The organism is Coraliomargarita parva (assembly GCF_027257905.1).
Classification (GTDB): domain Bacteria; phylum Verrucomicrobiota; class Verrucomicrobiia; order Opitutales; family Coraliomargaritaceae; genus Coraliomargarita_A; species Coraliomargarita_A parva.
Genome location: NZ_JAPZEI010000011.1, coordinates 74,034 through 96,860, shown reverse-complemented (window position 1 = coordinate 96,860; position 22,827 = coordinate 74,034). Strand labels below are relative to the sequence as shown.

General features: G+C 55.1%; 16 protein-coding genes and 1 tRNA gene. 3 read left to right on the top strand and 14 right to left on the bottom strand.

The genetic code is table 11. The features are described 5' to 3' along the window. Positions 1-35: 35 nt before the first annotated feature. The 11 genes from O2597_RS15645 to O2597_RS15595 form a co-directional block, all read right to left on the bottom strand. Positions 36-2,714: a tetratricopeptide repeat protein gene (locus tag O2597_RS15645; protein ID WP_269526359.1), complete on the bottom strand. Its 2,679-nt coding sequence runs from the start codon at positions 2,712-2,714 to the stop codon at positions 36-38. A gap of 126 nt (positions 2,715-2,840) precedes the next feature. After that, a tRNA-Arg gene (locus tag O2597_RS15640) sits at positions 2,841-2,915 on the bottom strand. Positions 2,916-3,153: 238 nt separating this feature from the next. Continuing rightward, positions 3,154-3,471, bottom strand: coding sequence for a hypothetical protein (locus O2597_RS15635; RefSeq protein ID WP_269526357.1), 318 nt, complete (start codon positions 3,469-3,471; stop codon positions 3,154-3,156). A gap of 247 nt (positions 3,472-3,718) precedes the next feature. Next, positions 3,719-6,835 carry a type I restriction endonuclease subunit R gene (locus O2597_RS15630; protein ID WP_269526356.1) on the bottom strand — a complete coding sequence of 1,039 codons (3,117 nt, stop codon included), beginning with the start codon at positions 6,833-6,835 and terminating at the stop codon, positions 3,719-3,721. Positions 6,836-6,858: 23 nt separating this feature from the next. Further along, positions 6,859-7,782, bottom strand: a complete 924-nt coding sequence (locus O2597_RS15625) for a DUF5655 domain-containing protein (RefSeq protein WP_269526354.1) — start codon at positions 7,780-7,782, stop codon at positions 6,859-6,861. A 20-nt stretch (positions 7,783-7,802) separates the two neighbouring features. Next, positions 7,803-9,125 (bottom strand): restriction endonuclease subunit S, encoded by a 1,323-nt coding sequence (locus tag O2597_RS15620; protein ID WP_269526353.1) that lies wholly within the window; start codon positions 9,123-9,125, stop codon positions 7,803-7,805. Further along, positions 9,122-10,864, bottom strand: coding sequence for a type I restriction-modification system subunit M (locus O2597_RS15615; protein WP_269526352.1), 1,743 nt, complete (start codon positions 10,862-10,864; stop codon positions 9,122-9,124). Before O2597_RS15615 ends, O2597_RS15620 begins: the two co-directional genes overlap by 4 nt. 326 nt (positions 10,865-11,190) lie before the next feature. Next, on the bottom strand, positions 11,191-12,462 hold the full coding sequence (locus O2597_RS15610) for a hypothetical protein (protein WP_269526351.1): 1,272 nt from the start codon (positions 12,460-12,462) through the stop codon (positions 11,191-11,193). Between the two features lie 168 nt (positions 12,463-12,630). Beyond that, complete coding sequence (locus tag O2597_RS15605; RefSeq protein WP_269526349.1) at positions 12,631-12,936, bottom strand: hypothetical protein; 306 nt, start codon at positions 12,934-12,936, stop codon at positions 12,631-12,633. Between the two features lie 354 nt (positions 12,937-13,290). Next, positions 13,291-13,881: a hypothetical protein gene (locus O2597_RS15600; protein ID WP_269526348.1), complete on the bottom strand. Its 591-nt coding sequence runs from the start codon at positions 13,879-13,881 to the stop codon at positions 13,291-13,293. Beyond that, on the bottom strand, positions 13,878-15,050 hold the full coding sequence (locus O2597_RS15595; protein WP_269526347.1) for a tyrosine-type recombinase/integrase: 1,173 nt from the start codon (positions 15,048-15,050) through the stop codon (positions 13,878-13,880). The genes O2597_RS15600 and O2597_RS15595 overlap by 4 nt, the downstream gene beginning before the upstream one ends. A 299-nt stretch (positions 15,051-15,349) precedes the next feature. On the opposite strand from O2597_RS15595, the gene rpsR reads away from it, so the two are divergent. Next, on the top strand, positions 15,350-15,547 hold the full coding sequence (gene rpsR, locus O2597_RS15590) for a 30S ribosomal protein S18 (protein ID WP_269526346.1): 198 nt from the start codon (positions 15,350-15,352) through the stop codon (positions 15,545-15,547). A gap of 71 nt (positions 15,548-15,618) precedes the next feature. Beyond that, complete coding sequence (locus tag O2597_RS15585; protein WP_269526344.1) at positions 15,619-16,617, top strand: L-threonylcarbamoyladenylate synthase; 999 nt, start codon at positions 15,619-15,621, stop codon at positions 16,615-16,617. 53 nt (positions 16,618-16,670) lie between these two features. On the opposite strand, the gene O2597_RS15580 is transcribed toward O2597_RS15585, so the two are convergent. The 3 genes from O2597_RS15580 to O2597_RS15570 all read right to left on the bottom strand — a co-directional run bounded on the left by O2597_RS15580 (position 16,671) and on the right by O2597_RS15570 (position 20,915). Beyond that, positions 16,671-18,959, bottom strand: coding sequence for a GumC family protein (locus tag O2597_RS15580; RefSeq protein WP_269526343.1), 2,289 nt, complete (start codon positions 18,957-18,959; stop codon positions 16,671-16,673). A gap of 17 nt (positions 18,960-18,976) precedes the next feature. Further along, positions 18,977-19,621, bottom strand: a complete 645-nt coding sequence (locus O2597_RS15575) for a polysaccharide biosynthesis/export family protein (RefSeq protein WP_269526342.1) — start codon at positions 19,619-19,621, stop codon at positions 18,977-18,979. Between the two features lie 61 nt (positions 19,622-19,682). Further along, positions 19,683-20,915 carry an outer membrane beta-barrel protein gene (locus O2597_RS15570; RefSeq protein ID WP_269526341.1) on the bottom strand — a complete coding sequence of 411 codons (1,233 nt, stop codon included), beginning with the start codon at positions 20,913-20,915 and terminating at the stop codon, positions 19,683-19,685. Between the two features lie 205 nt (positions 20,916-21,120). Between O2597_RS15570 and O2597_RS15565 the strand changes: the two genes are divergently transcribed. After that, complete coding sequence (locus O2597_RS15565; protein WP_269526339.1) at positions 21,121-22,815, top strand: tetratricopeptide repeat protein; 1,695 nt, start codon at positions 21,121-21,123, stop codon at positions 22,813-22,815. Positions 22,816-22,827: the final 12 nt, after the last annotated feature.

Sequence of the window (22,827 nt, the reverse complement as noted above, 5' to 3'; positions counted from 1 at the left end):
GTGCGGGACAGGTCGTAAATCGGTAAATTCTAGGGTTAGAGCGCGTCGATCCGTGCTTGGGCAATACTCCGCCCGGGAAGGTCGTAGGCAATCATTTTAAGGTAGATGCTTTTCGCTTCCGCGGCATCCCCGTCCGCCTCCCAGCTGGCAGCCAAGGCCAGCATCGTGCGGGACATCCAATAACGCCCCGGACGGTCCAACTGAACCGCTTGGGCTTCTTCGCGCAGGAAGCGCTGCATCATCAAGGCACAGACTTCCCGGGACTCAGTCAGGGCACCCTTCTTCTGCAAAGCCATCGCCCACTTGTAACCGGCCTCCACCTGGAAATCCACTGGTAGGTTGGGCAAATCGAGCACACGCTCCAAATTAACCACCACCTCGTCCAAGGCCGCCGGATTTTCCCCCGCAAGGGCCATCATGCAATCCGCCCGGGACAATTCGGCCAGATAACGCAATGGATTTTCCGGATAGCGGTTGATCAGGTTCTCGTAAACAGTCAAGGCACCGGCGAAATTATTCATCTGGCGGAGCAGGTCCCCCTGTCGCATGCGGCCAAAGAACAGCAAGGAGGTATCGGGATAACGCTGCGCCATGGAATCCAGCAGGCGGATCGCATCGGTATAACCTTCCGGGCCCCGCCGCTCGGCATTCAAGGCCGCTTCGAAGAGCGCTTCCGGAGCGTAAGTGCTTTGCGGGTATGTATTGGCGAGTTCCGATAACTTGGCCTGCGCCATTTCGAAAGATCCGGTCGATGCGAGGTAATCCGCCTCCACCATGTAGGAACGCTGTGCCGCCGAACTCGCGGCATAGTCCGAACGGAGCAGTTTCAAACTGTTCAAACCCGCTTCATCCATCCCCTGACGCAGCTCGACCTTGGCCTTCAACAAGAGCACCTCGGTTTTCAACAAAGACAATTCCTCACGGTTCTGGTCGGTGACGGGGATCACCTCAATCCGGGAGTAGAGTTTATTCGCCGCCTCAGCCGTGCCGTCGTCGATTCGCCCGGAAAGCACGGTCAGATGCAACTGCAACCAGCGTAAACGAATGTCCAGATACGCCGAAACATTGGTGCCTTGGCCCTCATCCAGCAGCAGGCTGACCCGTTCGAGGGCCTTTTCCAGTTCACCTCCGGCCTGCAGGGCTTGAATCAAATTCCATTCCACCCGCCAGCGCTCCTCCACCGAAATGCTGCCGGCAAAATCGATCTGGTCCACATGAATCAAGGCGTCCTCGATCTGCCCCGCCCGGACCTCCGCAGTAATCAGGCGCAAGAAGAGAGCGCCGGACATCTCCCCCCCGAGCTGCGCCGAGCGGACCGCTTCGTAAAAATCAGCCGCATTCGAATAGTCGCCGTTCAGGAAATAGCAGTCACCGATCATGCGGTTGAGCTCCTGCCGGCGCTGCGCGTCCTCGGTCTGGTCCCGCAATTGCGTCAGGTAGTCGGCAGCCACACGGTACTGCGGACTGGCCCGATGCAGGGTCGCATACGCCAATAAACGGTAGACACCCGCGATCTGCTGCATACCTGGAAAATGATCCAGCAGGTAGCCCGCATCCTTTTCTGCCAGAGCAGCGGCCTCCTTGGCCGCGTCAACCTGGCCGGCCGAACGCAATCGATCCGCCTGCGAAAGTGACATCTGGCTACGCAGGAAATAGAGCTGCCCCAGCAAGGGATGCGACGGCTGATTCGTCGCGGATTGCTGGCTCGCAATAATTTCATTGAGAAACTCCGCGAATTCCTGGCTGCCCGCATGCCGTGCCAGCAAATTCAATGCAATCGCCATGATGTCGCGGCTCTCACCGTTCCGCACCAGGTTCTTGAGAGCATCATGTCCATCGGCCGAATCCGGACCGGCCATCATCGCGTCCAAGAGAAGCAACTGATCCCGATCCCGTGCTCCATAAACTGCATTCTTGTTGCGCCGCTCTGACGCAATCACTTCCCGGGCCTCTTCCACCTGCCCCAGATTGTATAAGACAATCGCGTATTCCCGCACATAAGGATAGGATGCGGTGTCCTCTTTATAGCGCTCCCAGCGCCCCTTCAGATCTGCAACGATCGCCTCCGTCGAAGGGACACTACGGATTTGGTGGCGAAACGACAATGCTTCGAAATAAGAACGCTGAAACCCGGAGCCGGCAGCCTGCTCTGCCTGCGCATACAGGCGATCCGCCTCCTCCCCCTTGCCGGACATTTCAGCAAGTACACCCAACATCACATAATACCAGGGGCGGTCTTGTACATTGAGTCCCGGCAAAGCCACGCGATCCAGGGCCGACTGAACCGCCGTCATATCCGACCCACGACCGTCACCGTAGCGCGCCATGGCCTGATACAGGTAGAACCGGTCATTCCGCTGCGCCGCCTTGATCTGATTGATCGACTGGTGGGCTTCCGAGTAACGCCCCTGGGCGATCTGTGCCAAGGCCAATTCGAGACGGATCTCCGCCTCTTCTTCAGGAGTCCAAGCTCCATCCTTCAAAAGCCGGCTGTAAATATCACGCGCGGTGGCCGACAAACCCGACTCCAGTGCCGATTTCGCCGCCGTCTTCCGCCAGGACCGGACCAACTGCCCTTCCGGGCTCAACAGATCCGGGCTGTCCGTCTCCACCGGCGTTTGCCCATACAGCAGAGTCTCCGACAAGAACGGCACGGCGAGGGAAAGCAGCCCGAAAAGGCCGAATACACGGATATGATACAAAATAAGGGTCATTCAACTGGCTGTATAACAGGTGTTCCGACAAAGACTTGCAAAATGATTTTCCTGAGGAATGCCAAGCCACCGCCAAAGCTCAACCTTAATGACAGGCACCCGCACACACACCGCAGCCCACGCCGCTGGTGCCCCCACCGGGACTCGAACCCGGATTAACAGTTTAGGAAACTGCGGTTCTATCCATTGAACTATGGGGACCGTTGTTAATCAGTAGCTTACAAAACTTTTTGCCTCAAAATCTCGATAGTTCCAAAAAAAATTCCAAAATGGTCACTTTCGTTCATAGGTGCTCGAAGTCCAATAAACAAGCCCGTGAGGCTGTGCATGTGATCGCGCTCGGCAACCTTAAATACGAGCCAACAACCAGTAAGATTCGAGCCATGTCGAGTCATAGCAAACTAGGTTGAATCCCCTTTGGCCTCAAGGCTACACGACTTCACAGTCTACGGCGTAATTCTATTTTGATCTCACTAAGCCGCGCCTTGAGTGCGGTTTCCCGTCGCATGGGGTGTTCTATCGAAAGCGCATCCCGAAAGGCCAGTAAAGCCCCGTAGCGTTGGCAGGGGCCTTTTAAGTATTCCAAGGCCGCAAATACGTCATCGGTTCGCATGTCTTCGTCCACAGTGCGCTCTACGGCCTCTTTCAGAACTTCAAGCGCGTGGTCACGGTCTTGGAGGTCCACGTAGTAGTGCAGGTCCGTGCCGAATTGATATTGCATCCGCATTGCTTGATAGTCCCGATATTTGTAACTCATAGGTGAACATTATTTCACCCCTTAAATTCGTTGCGAGATCATTCGACTGCGGCGAGTGAGCCGGATCGGGGACCCGCTGCGGTATCGGGGGCGAGGACCCCCACCACACCCGTGTGCAAGCGTCCGAGGGACGAGGGCGCGGCCTAGAATTAGTTAAACTCCCTTCGCCTTCTGAAAAGCCCCCCTGCACTTAGGGACTCCTAAAGCGGAATAAAATTGGGGAATTTTTTTCGGGGGGCGTTTTCGGCTAGGCTGCGGGGTCCGACTCGCGGAGCTTTTCCCACAGGCCGGAGTATTCCAAGAGAATGCGTAACATGCCTTTCTTGATGTCGCCGGAATTGAGTGCCTTGGTGCTCATGGCCGTGTGGGCATCCAGCGCCTCGATAATGGCGTTGTCGAGTTCCTTGACCAAGTCGGGCGAACCGGAAAATTGCTCCTTTGAATTGTTGGCCGCCTGCTTCCGCAAGGTTTCCGACTCAAGCAGCTTTCCAAGGATAACCCCGTTCACGTAAACGAGTTGGTCTTGGTCGGTGGTCTCCTTCCCGAAGAGGTCGTTCAGCTTTTCGATAATCGCGCTTATGTATGCCTTCTGGTCTTCGTGGATAGCCCCTCCCCCAGCTTCCGTAATGGGGTCGAGCTTCTTCGCGCTTCCGGCCTTCAAGTCGAGCTTTTGCGATCCTTTGTAATTCAACTTGTGGCGGACCAGCTTCACCTTGGATAGGTCCACCCCTTCGCGCTCTCGACCGAAATCAAGCAAGCGAACCAAGTGCTTGAAGAAGATAGCCCGCTTTTCGATGTCGGTATTCCCGTAATTGAAGATTTGCGATAGGAAGGTGTAAAGGCGAAGGAAGGTGCCTACGTCGCGCTTGAATAGGATCAACTCGTCCATTTCCTCCTTGGCCGCCGTTGCCGCTTCGTCGTTCCCGCTCTGCTTGGCCGAACGGTAGGCGTCGAGAGCGGCTTTGTATTTCTTCAACAAGCGATCCGCCACAGGCTCAACCGCAGCCACCAAGTCGCTTTGCTTGGCCTTCGGATCAACCTCGACCGCCACGACCCGATCTACTTCGTAGTTGTCGTAATAGCCCTTGGCATCGAGTTTGGCCCGAAGGTCGTAAACCAAGTTCGGGTCGGTCGTGCCTTCGAGTTCGGCGGTGTCGTAGTAAACCTTAAAGGATGATAGTATCTCCTCTGGCTCGTTTACGAAGTCCACCACGTATGTTTTATCCTTTCCGGGATAAAAACGATTCAGACGCGAAAGGGTTTGGACTGCTTGGATGCCTGAGAGGCGCTTGTCGATATACATGCCGCACAGCAAGGGCTGGTCGAATCCGGTCTGGAATTTATTGGCCACGATGAGCACTTGAAATTCATCGCCCTTGAACGCTTCGCGAATATCACGCCCCTTGAGGGTTGGATTCATTGCCGCACCCGTTTCGGTAAATTCGTCCGGTCCGGATTCGGGGTCCGCAACCTTTCCGGAAAATGCCACAAGCGTCCCAAGCGGGTAAGCCTGCTCCTTGATGTATTTATCAATGGCCAGCTTCCAGCGGACCGCTTCTTTGCGACTGCCCACCACGACCATGGCCTTGCCTTTGCCATCGAGAAGCGGGCCAACGTTATCGCGGAAGTGCTCCACGATGATCTGGACTTTTTGCGAAATGTTATAGGGGTGCAGGCGAACCCAGCGCATAATCCCCTTGAGAGCGGCGGATCGCTCGACCTCCGCTTCGTCGTATCCCTTACCTTCGTGCGCCAACTTGAACGCCAACTTGTAATTGGTGTAGTTCTGCAAGACATCGAGGATGAAGCCTTCCTCAATCGCCTGCCGCATCGAATACACATGGAAGGGGTGCGGAACGTTGTCCTTGGCGGGTTTTCGCGTCGGATCGGGCAGCGTGCCGAAGATTTCCAAGGTCTTCGCCTTCGGGGTCGCGGTAAAGGCGACAAAGGTAATGCCCTTGTCGTCGGCCCGACTTGCCATTTGTGCCGCGAGTATATCTTCCGCGCTCACTTCGCCGCCGTCCTTGAGTTCTTCCAATTCCTCCGGGTTCAAGACCGCCTTGAGCTTACTGGCGGCTTCGCCTGTTTGCGAACTGTGCGCCTCGTCGGCGATGACGGCAAAACGCTTCCCATCCGTGGCGGCCAACTCCCGCACCTTCTCAAGCGCAAAGGGGAAGGTCTGGATGGTGCAAACAACGATCTTCTTGTCCCCCGAAAGGGCTTCGGCCAGTTCGGCACTCTTGCTTCCTCCCTCGCCCTTGATCGTGGCCACAACACCTGTCTTCCGCTGGAAGTCGAAAAGAGCGTCTTGCAGTTGGGAGTCGATCACATTGCGGTCCGACACGACGATCACGCTGTCGAAAACCTTCTTACTGTCCGCGTCGTGCAGTTCCGCGAAGAAGTGTGCGGTCCATGCTATGGAGTTCGTTTTACCCGAACCTGCCGAGTGCTGAATCAAATACTTCGTGCCCGCCCCTTCGGCCAGCACGGCTTCTTGTAGTTTGCGGGTAGCGTCGAGTTGATGGTAACGGGGGAAAATCAACTTTTCGATTTCCTTTTTCTTGTTCCGCTGCGCGATCAAGTAGCGCCCTAGTATTTCGAGCCAACCTTCACGCTCCCAAACCCTTTCCCACAGATAGGCCGTGCGGTGCCCTTTCGGGTTTTCGGGATTCCCCGCAGCCCCGCCGTCGCCAAGATTGAATGGAAGAAATGTCGTGGCCTTACCTTCGAGCTTCGTCGTCATCCGCACTTCGCGGTTACTGACGGCAAAATGCACCAACGCCCCACAGGGAAAGGAAAGCAAGGGTTCTACCGCGTGCCCTTTGGACTTCGGATTCCGGTCGTAGCGGTATTGGTCCACCGCATCCTCAATGCTCTGGGTAAAGTCCGTCTTTAATTCGACCGTGGCGACGGGCAGGCCGTTAAGGAACAGCACCAAATCAATACTGTTTTCGCAATGCAGTGAATACCGAACCTGCCGCACCACGCGCAAGCGGTTCGCCTTGTAGCGGGCTAGGATGTCGGGATTCAAGCCGAAGGCGGGCTTGAACTCGGCCAGCTTGAGCGCCTTCTTTAGGCCCATCAATTCGATACCATTACGTAGCACATCAAGCGTGCCCCGTTGATCGAGTTGCGCACGTAGCCGATTCAACAGCACTTCGTCCGCGCCCCCGCCATGGTTCTTCGTCAGCGTATCCCAAGCTTCGGGTTGGGCTTCTTGCACCCATGCCACAATGTCCGAAGGGAAGAGTGCCCGCGTCCGGTCGTATTGCTGGTGGTCGCCTTCGGCATACCGCCAACCATGATCGGCGAGATAGGCGCAGATTTCGTCCTCGAACTTGATTTCTTTATGTATGTCGTTCATGCCCCACTCGATCATTCCAATGTTTACGCCTCTTCGTATGCCCGTTGTAGCAACGATAGAGCCTTGATTAAGTCATCCTGTGTCCGAAGGACGATTTCCAACCCTCCGGTCCCCCAGTGGCCAATATTGCGGACGTCACGCGTAAAGCCTTCCTTTAACACGACCGTATCCGGATCAAGTTTAACGTAGAGAAAGAGCTTTTCGGCAGTCGCACGCACTTCCACTGTAACAAAATTCTTGATCCTCTTAAAAGCCGCATAGTGCTTGAGCATCTTGAACTGCACATCATCGCCGAAGCCAAGGCAGGTGGCCTTTACCGACTCGAATAGGTCGATCAATTTAGTATTCGCCATAGCCAGTTGCTCTTCAACGGTCTTATCGACTTGCTTGGCTTTGGGTTTGCTTCCGCCTTGGATTTCTACCGTCGAAGCGGACACGGTAGCCTGCGCCGCATTAACGAGTTCGAGGAGAAGTAGCTCGTCACCGAAACGCAAGTAGCGGATCAATTCGATATTGCGGTTCATTTGTTGCACCGCATGTCCATCGTATTTGTTGAAGTCGCCAGCTAGACAGAGTAAACGCGGACTCGACCACTCAATGGAATCAGCAACCGCCTTTCCGTAATTTTCGAGAACCAGCAATTGAAACTCACCTCGGTGATCCAATAGCCAATCGAGGTAGAACAAGCCTTGATTGATTACGTTTTCGTTACTGGCACGCTTGTATTCGATAATACAGGGGCAGCCATTCTCGTCGATACCAAGCGTGTCGATCCTTCCGCCATGGGTCTTGCCTGTCGAATACTCGGTAGCCAGAAAACGAATCCCTAAAAAGACCTCCAAGTGCTTTTCGATTAGGGTTTGAAGTGACTTCTCAAGCGTGACGGATTTACCTTCGAGCAAGGAAACAGAGTCACCGTCGGTTCGGAATAGTTTAATGTCGCTCATACTTGCTGGATTAACGGGGATTAAGTTGGAACCACCTCACGCACGTCGATCTGACCGGTCACTGCGGAAGAGATTATTGCGGTGCGGCGCTCTTGAAGTAGGTCGATGGCGCGTTGAGCTTCGGCGGTGAGCGTGTCGAGTTTCTCAACCTCCTGCTTCACTACTTCTACGATTTCGCGCTGTTCGTCGCATGGAGGACAACATACAATTAGGCTTCCAAATTGATCCTGCGACAGATTCTTCATGCTAGAGCTTGTCCCTGTGCAAACGGACTGAATTTGTCCCCGATACAAATTAGAAAGCGTCCAGAGATAAACAAACTCCGAAACTGATTCGCGAGTCGTGACCTGCCAAAGCCGATCAGGAAGAAAGATGTTGTCAGGAGCCTCAACTACAAGACCAGCAGCGCCAACGAGTTCAGGTGTGTTCATTCGACTTACGATTAACGAGTTGATGCGTAGAGGGCAGGAAACTCGGTCGAGTTCACTTTCGACTACAACCTTGTTCTCATTCGGATCGAACTTCCCAGTGTAAACACTGCTAGTTTTCAAAACTCCAATTTGACCGTCGCTCGCAGGTTCGTCGGCAGCGTTTACGCTAGTTCCAGACTCGACCCCCGCAATCCACCTCTTCAATTTCCCTACCTCCCAATGCTCCGGCACGTCGCCTAGCCATTCGATGCCGGAGGGCTTCATGGGGGCGTCGGGGTTGAGTCCTTTGGTGACGGCGTGGGAAATGACGGCTTGGCGTTTTTCTTTGAGCAGTTCCATCAACCGCCGCTGCTCCGCCACCAGTGCATCAATCTTCGCCGTCTCGCGGTCAAGGAAGGCGGCTATGGTGTCCTGTTCTTCACGGGACGGGATGGTGAGTAGCATCCGGGTATGAAGCTCCGGTTGAAGATCCCACTGGTTCACGCGGATGCCCTTTGAGTTGGACAGATAACCTGTAATGTAGCGCGGAGAGCGCATTAGGTAGTGAAGATAGCGGCTATTTTCTTCGTGTAGCGCATTAAGAACAAAGTAGGCTGGGCTGACAATGCCGCGATACTCTGATATGGCTACGGAGCCCTGCCACGCCTTCATCTTATTGATTGCAAGATCACCTGCCTCAACCAACTGGTATCCGCCAAGGTCGTCAGATGGCTTGTTAAAGTTGTCGTCGCGGCTCGCCTTTGGGATCACACCGAGATCGCGGTAGACCGATAGTAATTCTTCCTCTGGGTAGCCGGTGCGCTTAACTCGGCGGAACGCCGTCCACAACGGTTTCAATTCCCAATGCTCCGGCACCTCGCCGAGCCACTCGACTCCGCTATCCTTGTATTTCGTGTAGCGCGGAAAGCTCATTGCGACAGCCCTTCGATCATGGTAAGGATGCGGTCGGTGCAGTCTTTTAATTCCGCGTCGATTTCGGCCAATGGGCGAGGCGGCGTGAAGACGTAGAAGTGGCGGTTAAAGGGGATTTCGTAGCCCACTTTGGTTTTGGTCTCGTCAATCCACGCATCGGGTGCGTGCGGCAGGACTTCGCGCTCGAAGTAGGTCTGCATGTCTTCGGCGAGGGGCACGTTCTCGGTGTCGCGCAAGCTACTGTCCGCGAGTGGTTGCCCCTTGGCCTTGCCCTTCGTGCCTTTCACAACCTTGCCCGCTTCGTTACGCTGGGGGCGCTCGACGGTAATGGTGCGGTAGCCGAAATCCTCGTTGGCGAAGATACGGCTAATGGGCACGCCGTCGCGGGTGACTTCCTCGAAACCACCGAAAAGGCGTGTAATGTCCTCGATATGTTCGGAACTCAACTCCTTGCGCTTACTGCCAAGGCTCTTGCGCATCTTTTGCCAGAAGCCGCTAGCGTCGATCAGTTGCACCTTGCCTTTACGCGAAGCGGGCTTGCGGTTACTGACGATCCAGATGTAGGTGCTAATCCCCGTATTGTAGAACATATCGGTCGGCAGGCCGATAATTGCCTCAACAAGGTCGTTTTCCAACATGTAGCGGCGTATCTCGCTCTCCCCCGATCCCGCGCCTCCTGTAAAGAGCGGGGAACCGTTAAGGACGATACCGAAGCGGCTACCACCATCCTTGGCGGGGCGCATCTTTGAAACAAGGTGCAAAAGGAAAAGAAGCGAGCCATCACTGACACGCGGCAGTCCGGGACCGAAGCGACCGTTGTAGCCCTGTTCCTTGGCTTCCTTGGTGATCTCTTTTTGAATCTTCTTCCATTCCACGCCGAAGGGCGGATTTGAAAGCATGTAGTCGAAGTGCTTCCAGTGCAGGCCGTCGGCGGAAAGGGTGTTACCGTGCTTGATGTTGGCAATGTCCTGCCCCTTGATTAGCATGTCGGCCTTGCAGATCGCGTAGGACTCCCCGTTAAGCTCTTGCCCGAACATAACTAGGCGGGCATCGGGGTTGATTTCGCCAAGGTGCTCACCAGCCACACTAAGCATCCCGCCCGTGCCCGCTGTGGGGTCGTAAAGCGAGCGAACCACTCCGGGCTTGGACAGTGCCTCGTCGTCTTCGATAAAGAGGAGGTTGACCATTAGGCGGATGACTTCACGGGGCGTAAAGTGCTCCCCTGCGGTTTCGTTGGAAAGCTCCGCGAACTTGCGGATCAATTCCTCGAATACCGCCCCCATTTGGGCGTTGCTGACGACTTCGGGGTGCAGGTCAATATTGGCGAATTTCTCCGTGATAAGGTAGAGCAAGCCAGCCTTGTCGAGTCGGTCGATCTGGGTGTGGAAGTCGAAGCTCTCGAAGATGTCGCGCACCGTGGGGGCGAAAGCCTGCATGTAAGAGCGGAGGTTCTCGCCGATGTTGTCTTGGTCGCCCATGAGCTTCTTCAAGTCGAGCGGCGACGTGTTGTAGAATAGCTGGCCGGATGCCTTGAGAAGGAACGGCTCGGCGTTCAATCCGGCTGCCTCTCGCTTGGCCTTCTCCGCGAGCACGGCTTCCTTCGTCGGCTCAAGCACACAGTCAAGGCGGCGTAAGACGGTGAATGGGAGGATGACTTTTCCGTAGTCGGACTGCTTGTAATCGCCACGTAGTAGGTCGGCGACGGACCAGATAAAGGAGGAAAGATTGGGGTCTGCCATTGCTTAGGTTCGTAATTGTTCAGTCATGCCTAAAGCCCCGAAGCGGCGGTTACAAGTATCTCCTTGCGAATATCGCCGCTTATCGAAAGCATGTTGCAATAAGGAGCCTAAACGGTGTTTTCGGCATGTCCGCTTCTTTCTGCCCGACTTCCGGGCGCTAGGGGTTTGGGGGCTTTTTGGGGAATTGTCACCAAGTGCGACACTTTATCTATACAAGGCGGCTCCGGCTTGCGGGTGCGACACTTTCCGGCGGTTGCGACACTTTATCTATAATACGTAGTAGGGAAACAGTTTTACGGAGAATAGGTAGTATTGATAGCACTCACTCACGACCGCCCCGACTCGACCCGTAATCGCGAGCGGTAAACCTTCTTGCGGTTGCTACTGTTCGGCTCCAAGCCCAAGACACGACAAATCGCGGTATCGGACGCTTGTTTGGCGGGCGGCAACGATGCAATCGCCTGTCGCACTGCCTTGTCACGCTCCGTATTCTTGGGCGAACCCCGCTGCTTCGGCGGTAGCTTGTGTTCTTCGGCTTTCGGGTAATCCGAGGGAGATAGTTCGGCGATCCGGTCCCCGTGAAAGCGCTCGAAGTCATCGGATAGGAGCAAGGCCGTTGCGTCCGCTCGCGTCCGCCCTTCCATCAAATCGGCCACGTCCGCGCCGACTCGCTTCGGAACGATCACATCCACCCGCTGCACGTCCTGCGCCCATGTTGCCCAGCGAATGGCCCCCTCGACTCCTGCCCCGTCCGCTTGGGCATAGATGCGCACCAACTCAAGGGTTTCGGGCAAAGCTGCGTTTTTCAACGGTGTCGTGACCGAAGGCATACAGATCGGCAGGACTTCTTCCCGCTTAGGGTAGCCATGTAGGAGCGCAACCAAGTCCTTCTCGCCCTCTGCGACAACTGCACGCGTGAAGGTCGCCTTATCCGTGTAGCCAAGGCCAATCGGCCCTTTATGCCAACCGGATGGGCACATCGACTTGTAAGAGCCAATGGGTTTGCCATCGAGCCGTCGTGCTGTGGCCGACTTTGTTGCGCGATCCAAGAGAAACCAACAATCCGCCTGCGGGTAAGCTCCGCCAGTAGCGCCGATCCAGCAATCACCGACATGGAGCATACCAAGTTTGTGAAGGTGCCATATCGAATCGGTGCCATCAATCCCTACACATGCCGCAATTTTCAAGGCATCGGATTCCGTCAGGGTTCGAGGTTTGATATTAGGCAAATAGGAAGCATTCGCCTTGGCCGAACGTCCACGACGTGGCTCCTGCCAAAAACCAAGGCCCAATTTCCGGTCGATCAGCCGTGCAGCCTCGTCTACACCGCAGTGAAGCCCGCAAGCAACAAGGTCGATCATGTCGCCGCGATCACCAGTCGCCATGTCTTTCCAGAACCAGCGACCATCCCTTCCCTGTTTGACCAGAAAAGAGGGCTTGCCTTGATCAGCGCGAAGTGGGCTAGAGTATTGCCCCTTGCGTATCTTCGATACGATTGCCCCACCTGCTTTCTTGCGCAACGACAAGGCCGCCAAAGATAGCGCAACCTCGATAGGACATGCTTGCGCTATACGTTTAAAAATCTCGCGGTTGTTCATGTTTCAAAGGGGATGCGGCACCCTTGGATTCCCCAAGGAGACAGCGCAGCCGATTGATTGCGTTCAGTCGTGTAGTGATAGCTTCGTCGATCCGATGCCGCTTACTTTTCGCGAGCACGATTTCGCGCTCTAAGTTTGCGATACGGGCGAGTATATCCGGACGGGGCTTCATGCGCCTGACTCTTCCAAGATTTGACGGAAGCGACGCTCTGCCGCCTCCAAGCTTGTGCAAGTCAAAGCACCACTCCCCCATTTCTCGGACCACGGATAAATCTCGTCGCCCTTTTCCCGCAGAACCCTTTTGCCCAGGACGTGCTTTTGAAGTGCGCGAGTGATCTTGATCACCTCATAGCTAAGGGGCCCTGATTTCACCGGGCGTCGTCGGCATCTGGCATAGATCGCAACATCGCCTTTCCGCTTGATCTGGGTGAAGGTGAAGTTGCCCTTCTCGATGTATGTCGGCAGGGGCTTCATAGCTTTTCTTCCCCCTCGGTTGCTTCGTCGCCTTGCCGATACAAATAATCGAGCAAGCTATCGACGACAATAAGCCGCGCCCCGCGAGCATTGCCACGCTTACGGAGGACAATGCTTTTTACGGGCGGCTTGTGGTTATTCGACTCGCAGGGGAGAACCAACGAGTTGAGTGAAGAACGACCCAAGCCCGTCAATGGGCACTTCGAGCCGTTCCGTGGAAGCCGGATGAACTCCGGACGATTAGGATTATGCGTTTGGCCGCCGCCACTGATAGACATCAGTAGCCTATAAATATAAGCGACTTGCAGCGAACAATTTTACGACTACCGCATTTCCGTCAGATTTTTCGGTTTTCTACCTTAACTCCTTGATAATACGTTCCCTACGATCTTGAAAATTTTTTGTTTTCCAGCCTTTTTTTTTGTATTTCGGGAAGTGGCGTTGCAGTATCGCAAGCAATTCATCGTCACTGATTTTCAATGAATCCCGAAAACCAAGCGCAATTAGTTCGGGTTCTTGGCGTATTGAAATCTTCCGCCACGTAGCTTCCACGCAAGTCATATAACGGGAAGTCCAGCGCAGCCATATCCGAGAACAAATGATATACGTATCCTGAAACTCTGGTATCTCCAAATCATCCGGAAAAGCCGCGCAGCGCATTAACGACAATATCCGGTCCTTGGGAAAAGTGCTGGGAGCGTCGTGTTCGAGTTCATCCAATAGCCGGGCAAACTTCTCCCCGCCATACCGCAAGATCAATGCAACAAATCCACCTAGTTTCTTCGGTTTCTTCTTTCGAGGGCCTTGTGGATTCATATCCAAAGCCGGACTACCTTGCCCCGAGGGGGAAAAATGCCATGGCAACTCCTCGTCACCTACGGGCAAAGACCACAAAAATGGACCAAGATCAGCCTCCAACTCACCTAGCTTCTTCACGTCAATCATGATTCACCTAAATTGGAGGTTATTGACGGCATAGAGTTCACTGCGGTCATTTGCGCCGAAATATCCAAGTGCACATACCGATCATGGATTTCGTCAGAGGAGTGTCCGGCGATTACTTTACGAACGTCGGCCGACACCGCAGCATTCGCCAACCTCGAACAAAATGTGTGGCGACAACTGTGAAACGACAATTCGCGAAAGCGTCGCCCTTTCCCTTCCTTCTCCTCACCCAACTCCGAAACAATTCCGGCACGCTTCATAAGGTTCGTAAATGCCGTTGAAAGGCCCCCCGCCGATCCGGGCTTCCTACCATGAAGTGTCGGAAACACCGGAGCCTCCCCAATTCCCCGAATCTGGCTTTTCAACCATGCCACGAAGTCCCCGTGCAGATAAACGACCGATTCGGGCCGTTTCGTCTTACGACGGGAGGCCGTCTTGGAGGCAATAAATGTCACAGTGCGCTCTTCGAGGTCAAAGCAACCCCAAGTCAAGTTAGCCGCGTCGCTCAGTCGGATACCCGTGTGGCAGGCAAGCAATACCATCCCTTGCCAATCCCCATCCGCATGATCTAACAACTTCCGCACTTGCTGGTCCGTAAACGGCTTCTTCTCTTCGGGGGCTTGGTTCAAGCGCTCGACCGACTCCGCCGGATTCGTCAGTGACATGCCCTCTTTTCTTGCCGCTTCCAAAGCAGCGGAAAGCACCTTGATACTGAAATCTGCGGTCGTAGGACTCTTCCCCTCCTTTAACTGCTCGTCGCGGTAACGAGCGATTTCCAATGGGGTCACACTGCCCACGATAGCCGCAGAACGCTTTGGGCCGATGAAATCGAGATAGCCCATCAATATCGGGCGATAACGCTTTTCCGTTGAAAATTGCTTACGCGTCTTCTTTCCATCCAGCCAGCGCTTAAAGAAGTCCGACAACGACTCCCGTTTCACCTGTTCCCCCGTCGAGTCGAAGACCATGTCATCGAGTATCTTCATCGACTGGGCTTGTGTCAGTTCCCCTGCAAGCGCTTTTCGAGACGCTTTCTCCCATTCAGCCACAAGCGCGTCGGCATCTTTCCGGTTAGTGCATTTCGTTGACCGCTCCACGAAACGGCCATCCGAGTTCTTGAACGTGGCCAGCCAATACGGGGAGTTCGATTTCTTTCGTAGGTGCGCCATTTCGTAAGTCCTTGGTAAAGTTCCAAAGAATATTCCAAAATGCGCTTTGGGTTGTCAACGTTCATTGTTGCACAAGTTGCTGATTTTTAACGACTATGAACAACAAAAAATAGCCGAGATGGAAACTGCGGTTCTATCCATTGAACTATGGGGACAGAAGCGAGGCTCACGCTAGCCGGCGCTTTCCTGCATTCAAGAAAAGACTCAATCCAGACGGAAAAAGTGCCCCCAGTGAGTGGGAAATTTGAGCGATTATTTTACTTGCACCAGAAGGCGAAAAGCCTACTTTTGCGCGCTTCATGAGCACAGAGAACAACAAACCCAATCGCTCCCTCAACCCGATGGACTACAGTTTCTCGGATGTTGAGCAGCTGTCCCGCTTTGTTACTGAAACGGGCAAGATTCTCCCGCGCAAAGTTACCGGTCTTTCTGCCAAGCATCAGCGTCGCATCACGAACCGCATCAAGCAGGCTCGTAACATGCTGACGATGAAGTAGTTTGATCAGCGTAGAGATTTCGACAATCCTTCCTCGCCAGGGGAAGGATTTTTTATTGTATGCAGCCGAGTATGTCGTCCACGTCCAGAATCCTATCCCCGGAGGAAGCCAACCTGGAGCGCTGCGCCCGTCATTTGGAAGCCGGCGAGCTGGTGGGCGTCCCGACGGAGACAGTGTACGGACTGGCGGGTGACGCCAGCCGCGAGGATGCAGTCCGTAAAATCTTCACGGTCAAGGGACGCCCCTTGATCGACCCGCTGATCGTGCATGTGCCCAGCCTGGAAGCCGCCCGGAAGTATGCAGCGCTGAATCCGGCTGCAGAAGCCCTGGCCGCCCGCTTCTGGCCGGGCCCGCTCACCCTGGTATTGCCCAAGAAGGCAATCATCCCTGACATCGTAACCGCAGGTTTGCCCAGCGTGGCAATCCGCTGCCCCGCGCATCCAGTCTTCCGCGCGCTCTTGGAACGCCTCGATTTTCCAGTCGCAGCCCCCTCCGCCAACCCTTTCAGCTATATCAGTCCGACTACCGCGGCACATGTCGACCTTCACCTGGGACACAAGATAGCCGCCACTCTCGACGGTGGCGAATGCCAGCATGGGGTGGAATCGACCATCGTCGACCTGCGCACCCCGGAAACTCCCGCCATCCTGCGCTATGGTCCGATCTCTCCCGAAAGTATTTCCGAAACGCTGGGCAGTCCGGTGCGCTTGCCAGCGAAAACAAATCAGCGAAGCGCTCAAGCCGCCCCCGGTACTCTCGAAAAACATTACAGTCCCCGCACCCGGGTGACACTCCTCGAGCACGGCTCAGCGCATGACCGCATCTTCGAACTGCTGAGTGGGAACCAGACCGCTCTCATCCTGAACCGCCGACCGGATAGGGATCATCCAACCGGTGCCGTCTACTGGCTGTCCGAGGACGGCAATCTGGCGGAACAGGCAAAACACTTGTACAGCCTACTCCACCGACTCGATGCGATGGACTTTAAAGAGATCTTCATCGAAGCCGCCGTCGACGAAGGACTCGGACGCAGCATCAATGACCGCCTGAAACGGGCAGCAGCCAAGTAGTCGCCGGGCAACAAAAAGGCCCGGAAGTTCCGGGCCTTTGTTTCTGAAAGAGTCTAGCGATTCAACCGTTCAGGCTCAGTCTCATCTTCGGCGTAGGTCTCCTCGAAGTCATCCCCCGCACTGATATAGTAGTCCTTGTACTTGTTATCGGAGTAGTGCGAGTAGTAGTAGCTGGAGAGCGAGCTTGTGATATTGTTCAGGATCGCGCCAAACACGGGCGTATTCGACTCCCAGAGGCGGCGCACATTGACCATGGCGGTCTTCCGCTTCACCGTATTGAACTTGATCACGTAGATCACGCCATCGACCATCGGAAGCAGGTTGAGCGCGTCACTGACAGCAGCCAGGGGCGGCGAGTCGACAATGATACGGTCGTAGCGATCACGCAGTTCGGCAAACATCGCCTCCAACTTCGGATTATTCAGGACCTGGGTCGGATTCTTTGACTTACCGCCGGTCGGCATGACGTCGAGGTTCGGATAGACCTCACTGATGATCAGCTCATCGAGGTCGACCCCCTTTTCGACGTAATCCAGAACCCCCCGGTCATTCTCCAACTGGAGCGAACGGGCCACATTCGGGAGGCGCAAGTCACCGTCCAGCAGCAGCGTTTTCTCACCGTGGTTGGCAAAAGTCAGCGCGGTATTCGAGCTGACAAAGGACTTACCTTCACCGGGCACCGTACTGGTCACGACGATGATCTTCGCATTCTTACTTTCATCATGAAGCTTCATGGATGAATGGATGGAACGGAAAGTCTCGGTGACGTGACGGTCCACATTGGAAGCCACCGCCTGCGCCTTGGACGTCGAATCCATTTTCTTGATACGCGGAACCACGCCCAACAGCGGAAGTCCGATCGCACCTTCGATATCGAAAGCACTTTTCACGCGGTCATCAAGGAAGGCCACGACGAAGACCAGGCCGACACCGACAGCCAAGCCGCCGAAGACACCGGCCGCAAGGTTCATCAGCACGTTCGGGGAGGACGGACGGTCTTCCGGCGGAGGAAAGGCTTCGTCAACAATACGGGCGTTCGGATTCTTCAGGTTGACCTGGGCTTTTTCCTGAGTCATCCGGGAAACCAGTGCCTGCAGGAAGCCCTGCTGGACATCCAACTCACGAAGCAGGGAGTTGAATTCGACGCGCGTCTTACTCAGCTCGATCATCTCCTGCTCCTTCTCAGCCAGACGCTGGCTGGCGACCTCGAAATTGCTCTTTGCCTCCAGGTAGCTGGCGTAAATCTTATCAACCGCGTTCTGGACCGCAGCACCCAACTCATTCTCCGACTCCTGCAGCGACTGTATCAGCTGCACCATAGCCGGGTGCTTTTCACGATAACGCTTGCCCAATGTCGAAATCTCGATGCGGGATTGGGTGATACGCTCAAGGAGGGTTGCCACGCGCGGTTGCTCAGAGATAAAGGTCAGCTCCCACAGGTCCTTGCCCTCCCGGCGATAGGTCTCGATCAGGTTCCATTTGGTCTCAAGCTGGTCGTAGGCGTTCTTCGCCGTCGTCTTGATCGAATTCAGGCTGGCAAGCTGCTCACGCGCGATATCTTCACGACTGTCGAGCGAGACGGCCTTCTTCTGTTCCCGGTACTCAGCCAGCTTGAACTCAAGCTCCTCGACACGTGCCCGCTGCTGATCCGCACGGATCCGGAGGTCTTCCACATTCTTCATCGCACCGTCGATATTCATCGTCAGGTTCTGGTTGATGAATTCCTCGGCAAAGAGGTTCGCGACCTTGGCGGCGATGATCGGGTCCGGGTGCGTGTAAGCCACATTGACCATCAGGCTCATGCGGCGCGGGAGAATCTTACGGTTTTTACCCAGCACTTCCGTGGGAGTCATCGGACCACGAAGACTCAATGCGTCCGTATAGGGAGCCATGAAGCGCTCACGATCCTCGTCCTGCAGGCGCTGCTCCACCCCGACAATGATCTTGGAACTCTCGAAAACACTGATCTGCGTGTTCAAATCCTCTGCCGAGCGGATCTGGAACATCTGGTCGGCATCCGACAAGTTGCCCAGCGCGGAAGGGTCGTCACGAAGCAACTGGACGGTCGCGTAGGCGGTATAAACCTTGGTCTTGTTAAAGGTATAGAGGATCGATCCGGAAAAGATAATGAAAAAGGCCACCACCAAGTACCAGATACGCTCACGGAACATCAGAAAGTAGTCCTTAACAGACCGCTGGGGTCCGCCTCCGCCGCCACCACCTTCATAGCCGCCATAAGAACCATAACCGTAGCCACCATAGCCGTAGCCGCCATAGCCGCCACCATAGCCATATCCGCCAGCATTCGGGTCGGGGCCACCCCTCACATACTCGTTCTTCATACTATAATTGCTTAAGATTAGATAACACGTTCGGGGACCCAAACGGTGTCACCCTCTTGTAGAATAATGTCTTTTACCTTCGGATCCGTCACGATTCGGCTGAAATTCACTTCCCACTGCTGGGCGCGGCCGTCGTCACTGACACGCTTGATCGTGATGGACTTGGGGTTGCCCAAACGGCTGATCCCATTGACTTGAGCGATCGCCTCGGTCAGGGTCAGGTCACGGTCCGGCGGCATGTAAACCACCCCGGGGCGGTTTACGCTGCCAAGAATCGTCACGACCTTGGGCGAGAAAGAAACCACCAATACGGAAATCTGCGGATTGACCAGATAGTCCCGGTTGTAGAGGTCCGTAATCAGGGTCTGGGCCTCAGCCACCGTCATCCCGGAAATCTTAACCTTTTCGATCAGAGCCAAGGTCACGGTACCGTCCGCTTCGATCCGGACTTGCTTTTCAAGGTCCGGCTCCTGGTACACATTGACCTGAATCACATCGGATGGTTTCAGGATATAATTTTCGCCCACGACCATGCCCAGACCGGACCCCGTACCCCCGCCTCCGGATGACGGTGCGGAGAAATCAGAAACGGAATCCTGAGCCAACAGGGCGGTGGCAAGAAACTGGAGGGCGAGAACGCAAGTGGTCAATAAGGTCTTCATAAAGTAAAAATGCCTCTGAGTAGAGGCACTTTGACCGTAAATACGGGGTTCTGTTCAAAAATTAGTAGCGGAGCGATGCAGTCAGGTCGATGATGTGGTTCTGATAGTCCGCACCGGACAGATTCGAATCATTCTCCACATAGGAGTAACCGGTACTGAAGTTCCAGAATTGATTCGGACGGTAACTCAGACGGGCCCCCAGACGGTATTGATCGTCTTCGCGGTCGGTTTCATAGTCACGCAGGGTGTAACCGGCATTCGCGCTGGCGGAGAAATTCGAATTGATCGCATAGGAGCCATTCAAGCTGAAGCTCGTAACCTCCGTGTTTTGACCTTCGCCACCGACACCGAAGTCGCGGGAAGCACGGCCGACCACGGTCACCTTCGGAGTGGCATTCCAGGTCAGGTCGAGATCCAGACCAAGCATGCCGTTGTCGCCACGGTTGGTTTTGTCATACGGAAAGACCTGCTTGCTGGCGTTGTACAAGCCAATGACGGAATCATCCGAATCCTGCAAACGGTAACCGACTTTAAAGAAACCATTCAGCTTGGGCAGCAGCATGCCACGGGCACCGACATTGAAGAAATGAGATGCGGTGTCATAGTCACCGATATAGATGCCGTTGTCATAATAGATCTCTTCAACCGAAGTGTGGCTGTAGCTGTAACCGGCACTCAGGTCGACCTTCGGGGTCAACTCGTAGTAGACATCCACCGGAACGGTGAAGGTTTCACGGTCTGCAAAGCGGTCTTCGTAGGTGGTGTACTGCTTGTCCGAGTAATGAACGCCGGAACCGATGCTGAACTTCGGGGAGAGGCGGTACTCGCCCTGAAGGCTGGCACGGTAATTGTCCGACTCAATCAGGTCATCCAGATCCTTCGTGGACTCGCTTTCACCGGGAGAAGACTGCTCTTCGTCGAAGCTGGCCGAACCGGAGAGATCCAAACGGCTGGAACGGTAAGAACCGACCGCCTTGATGTGGAACTCCTCACCGTTGAGGTCGTCGCGATCATCATACCGGATGATATCGTAACGGGTGATGATGGCAAAATTCGTGTTGGACATGCCACGGCCGATATTCAACTCAAAGCCGGGCGACAAAGTGTAGATAAAGTCCTCATGCTCATTCTCGTCATCACGGAAGACGTTGGACATCCAGCGGATGCTGGAGGAACCGTTGAAGAAAAGGTCTGCGTTGTCTCCGATAGACACCAGAGGTGCCGCCTGCTGGCTCAAAGGCATCGCAAGGGTTGCGGCGGCAAGAGGTAAGAGAATCTGGTAACTTGATTGCATAAGAACTGGATAATTCTGTTAAGAGATAAGTGAATAAAGTGCTTTTGGCGGGGCTCGCAACGAAAAACTATGTTACGACTTAAAGACGATTCACAAGGAACTGCAACACTGAAAGCGCAGTCACTATTTTAGCTTGGCTCAGAGCCCAAATTAAGACAGCACAGGATAACTGTTCCAATAGAAAAACTACTTTGACCACCCTGCAATGAAGAAGCCGAACCCGAGAAGCAAAAACCCAATCATACGTGAAAAAACGGCCCTCCTGGGCTATGTGGTGCAGCGTCGGGGTGCGGACGGACGGGTGGAAATCCAAATCCGCTGGGGGCGTCTGTTTGCCACCTTCCTCCTGCTTTTCGTTGGCGCCTGGGTGAGTGTTTCCACCGCCCTCTACTTCAATTTTAAACTCCGTAAGGATTTCGACACGGTCTCCTACAAAAACATGCTGCTACTGCCCTTCCGCATGGATGAGCACCGCCAGGAAATGGGGAACTACCACGTCGAAAAGGGCCTGCAGCGCCTGAAGGAAGAGGACTTCCGCGATGCCCTGCGCCTCCTCCGCCTTGGCGTTGCACGCGCGCCCGGCAACCTGGAAGGCCGCACGGTGCTGGCCGGTATCTACGAGGTCGCTTTCAAGCGGCCGGATCTGGCCGCCGACATGATGCTCGAAGGCCTGAAAAAGGGCGGGATCGAAGACCTCGACTACCTGAAAGTGACCCTGCGCATCCTGCTGCGCCACCAGATGGATGCCAAGATCCAGGAACTGGCCGACGAATACCTGCCGAAGGAGCCGGAAATGACGGACCTGAACCGCACCATCGCCTTCGGGGCTGCCAACGCCAACTTCCTGCGGGGCAACTACGACCGGGCGGACGACTATCTAATCAACTACAAGCTCAATGAAGCGCTTGAAGGCATCATTCTCTCCGCCCAGATCAGCTGGGAGCGCGGCAACCAGCTGGCCGCCATCAGCAAGTTGGAGGAATCGGTGCGCAAATTCCCCAACTCCGAAGCCCTGCTCATGCAATTGAGCCGTTATTACCGTGAAATGGGCGACATCGACTCGGCCCGCCGCTACGCCATCCTGCGCAACGTGAAAGACCCGCTCAGTCCGGCCCCGCGCCTGGAACTGCTCTACATCTACAACAAGTCAGGGGATACGGAACGCGAGGAGCGTGAAACCAAGCGTATGCTCAAGCAATTCCGCGAGGATGAGCCGGCCCTGCAGTCGCTGGCCAACTTTGCCGCCGACACCGGCAATATCGAGCTTGCCCGCCGCACCTACGAGGAAGCCCTCGAAAACGAATTTTCCATCGACGCCTTCGCCCTGCTGCTCATTGAGGCGCACCTGGTCAGCAAGGACTACCCCGGCGCCCTTGCCTTTGCGGAAGAACTCCTGAAGGAAAAGCCGGACTGGTTAAGCGATCGCTGGGCCATCTTCAGCAGCTTGCGGGCGGTCGCCTCCTACGGCATCAACCGTCCGGACCTAGGTGAAATCTACTTGCAAAACTTCATCGAGGAAAAGCGCAACCAGCCCTCCACCTACCTAGCCGTGTCACGCCGTTTTGTGAATATCGACCGTTACCAGCAGGCCCACAAGGTTCTCTCGGTGGCTTATCAAAACTCCCCAAGCAACCAGAAGATTCTCACTGAGCTGGTCCGCATCAACTTGGAACTGGGCAACACGGAAAACCTCAACAAGCTGATCAGCCGGCTGCTCCAGATGCGCCGCCCCGAACTCAACCTACTGGCCGACGCCTACCAGAAACTGGGCAGCGACCTCTTCATCTTCACACCGGACCGCGAAAGCCTGCTGCTGGAACTGGGCGCACTGCTGCGCGAGCAGACCCAATCGCTTCCCGCCAACCGGAACCTGACAGCCGCCGCCAAGGAAACAATCTAAGCACGATTACAG

What these genes read in the sequence shown, in the direction of transcription:
- O2597_RS15645 (WP_269526359.1), bottom strand. Translation starts at nt 2,714, where the DNA reads ATGACCCTTATTTTGTATCATATCCGTGTATTCGGCCTTTTCGGGCTG.
- O2597_RS15635 (WP_269526357.1), bottom strand. Translation starts at nt 3,471, where the DNA reads ATGAGTTACAAATATCGGGACTATCAAGCAATGCGGATGCAATATCAA.
- O2597_RS15630 (WP_269526356.1), bottom strand. Translation starts at nt 6,835, where the DNA reads ATGAACGACATACATAAAGAAATCAAGTTCGAGGACGAAATCTGCGCC.
- O2597_RS15625 (WP_269526354.1), bottom strand. Translation starts at nt 7,782, where the DNA reads ATGAGCGACATTAAACTATTCCGAACCGACGGTGACTCTGTTTCCTTG.
- O2597_RS15620 (WP_269526353.1), bottom strand. Translation starts at nt 9,125, where the DNA reads ATGAGCTTTCCGCGCTACACGAAATACAAGGATAGCGGAGTCGAGTGG.
- O2597_RS15615 (WP_269526352.1), bottom strand. Translation starts at nt 10,864, where the DNA reads ATGGCAGACCCCAATCTTTCCTCCTTTATCTGGTCCGTCGCCGACCTA.
- O2597_RS15610 (WP_269526351.1), bottom strand. Translation starts at nt 12,462, where the DNA reads ATGAACAACCGCGAGATTTTTAAACGTATAGCGCAAGCATGTCCTATC.
- O2597_RS15605 (WP_269526349.1), bottom strand. Translation starts at nt 12,936, where the DNA reads ATGAAGCCCCTGCCGACATACATCGAGAAGGGCAACTTCACCTTCACC.
- O2597_RS15600 (WP_269526348.1), bottom strand. Translation starts at nt 13,881, where the DNA reads ATGATTGACGTGAAGAAGCTAGGTGAGTTGGAGGCTGATCTTGGTCCA.
- O2597_RS15595 (WP_269526347.1), bottom strand. Translation starts at nt 15,050, where the DNA reads ATGGCGCACCTACGAAAGAAATCGAACTCCCCGTATTGGCTGGCCACG.
- rpsR (WP_269526346.1), top strand. Translation starts at nt 15,350, where the DNA reads ATGAGCACAGAGAACAACAAACCCAATCGCTCCCTCAACCCGATGGAC.
- O2597_RS15585 (WP_269526344.1), top strand. Translation starts at nt 15,619, where the DNA reads ATGTCGTCCACGTCCAGAATCCTATCCCCGGAGGAAGCCAACCTGGAG.
- O2597_RS15580 (WP_269526343.1), bottom strand. Translation starts at nt 18,959, where the DNA reads ATGAAGAACGAGTATGTGAGGGGTGGCCCCGACCCGAATGCTGGCGGA.
- O2597_RS15575 (WP_269526342.1), bottom strand. Translation starts at nt 19,621, where the DNA reads ATGAAGACCTTATTGACCACTTGCGTTCTCGCCCTCCAGTTTCTTGCC.
- O2597_RS15570 (WP_269526341.1), bottom strand. Translation starts at nt 20,915, where the DNA reads ATGCAATCAAGTTACCAGATTCTCTTACCTCTTGCCGCCGCAACCCTT.
- O2597_RS15565 (WP_269526339.1), top strand. Translation starts at nt 21,121, where the DNA reads ATGAAGAAGCCGAACCCGAGAAGCAAAAACCCAATCATACGTGAAAAA.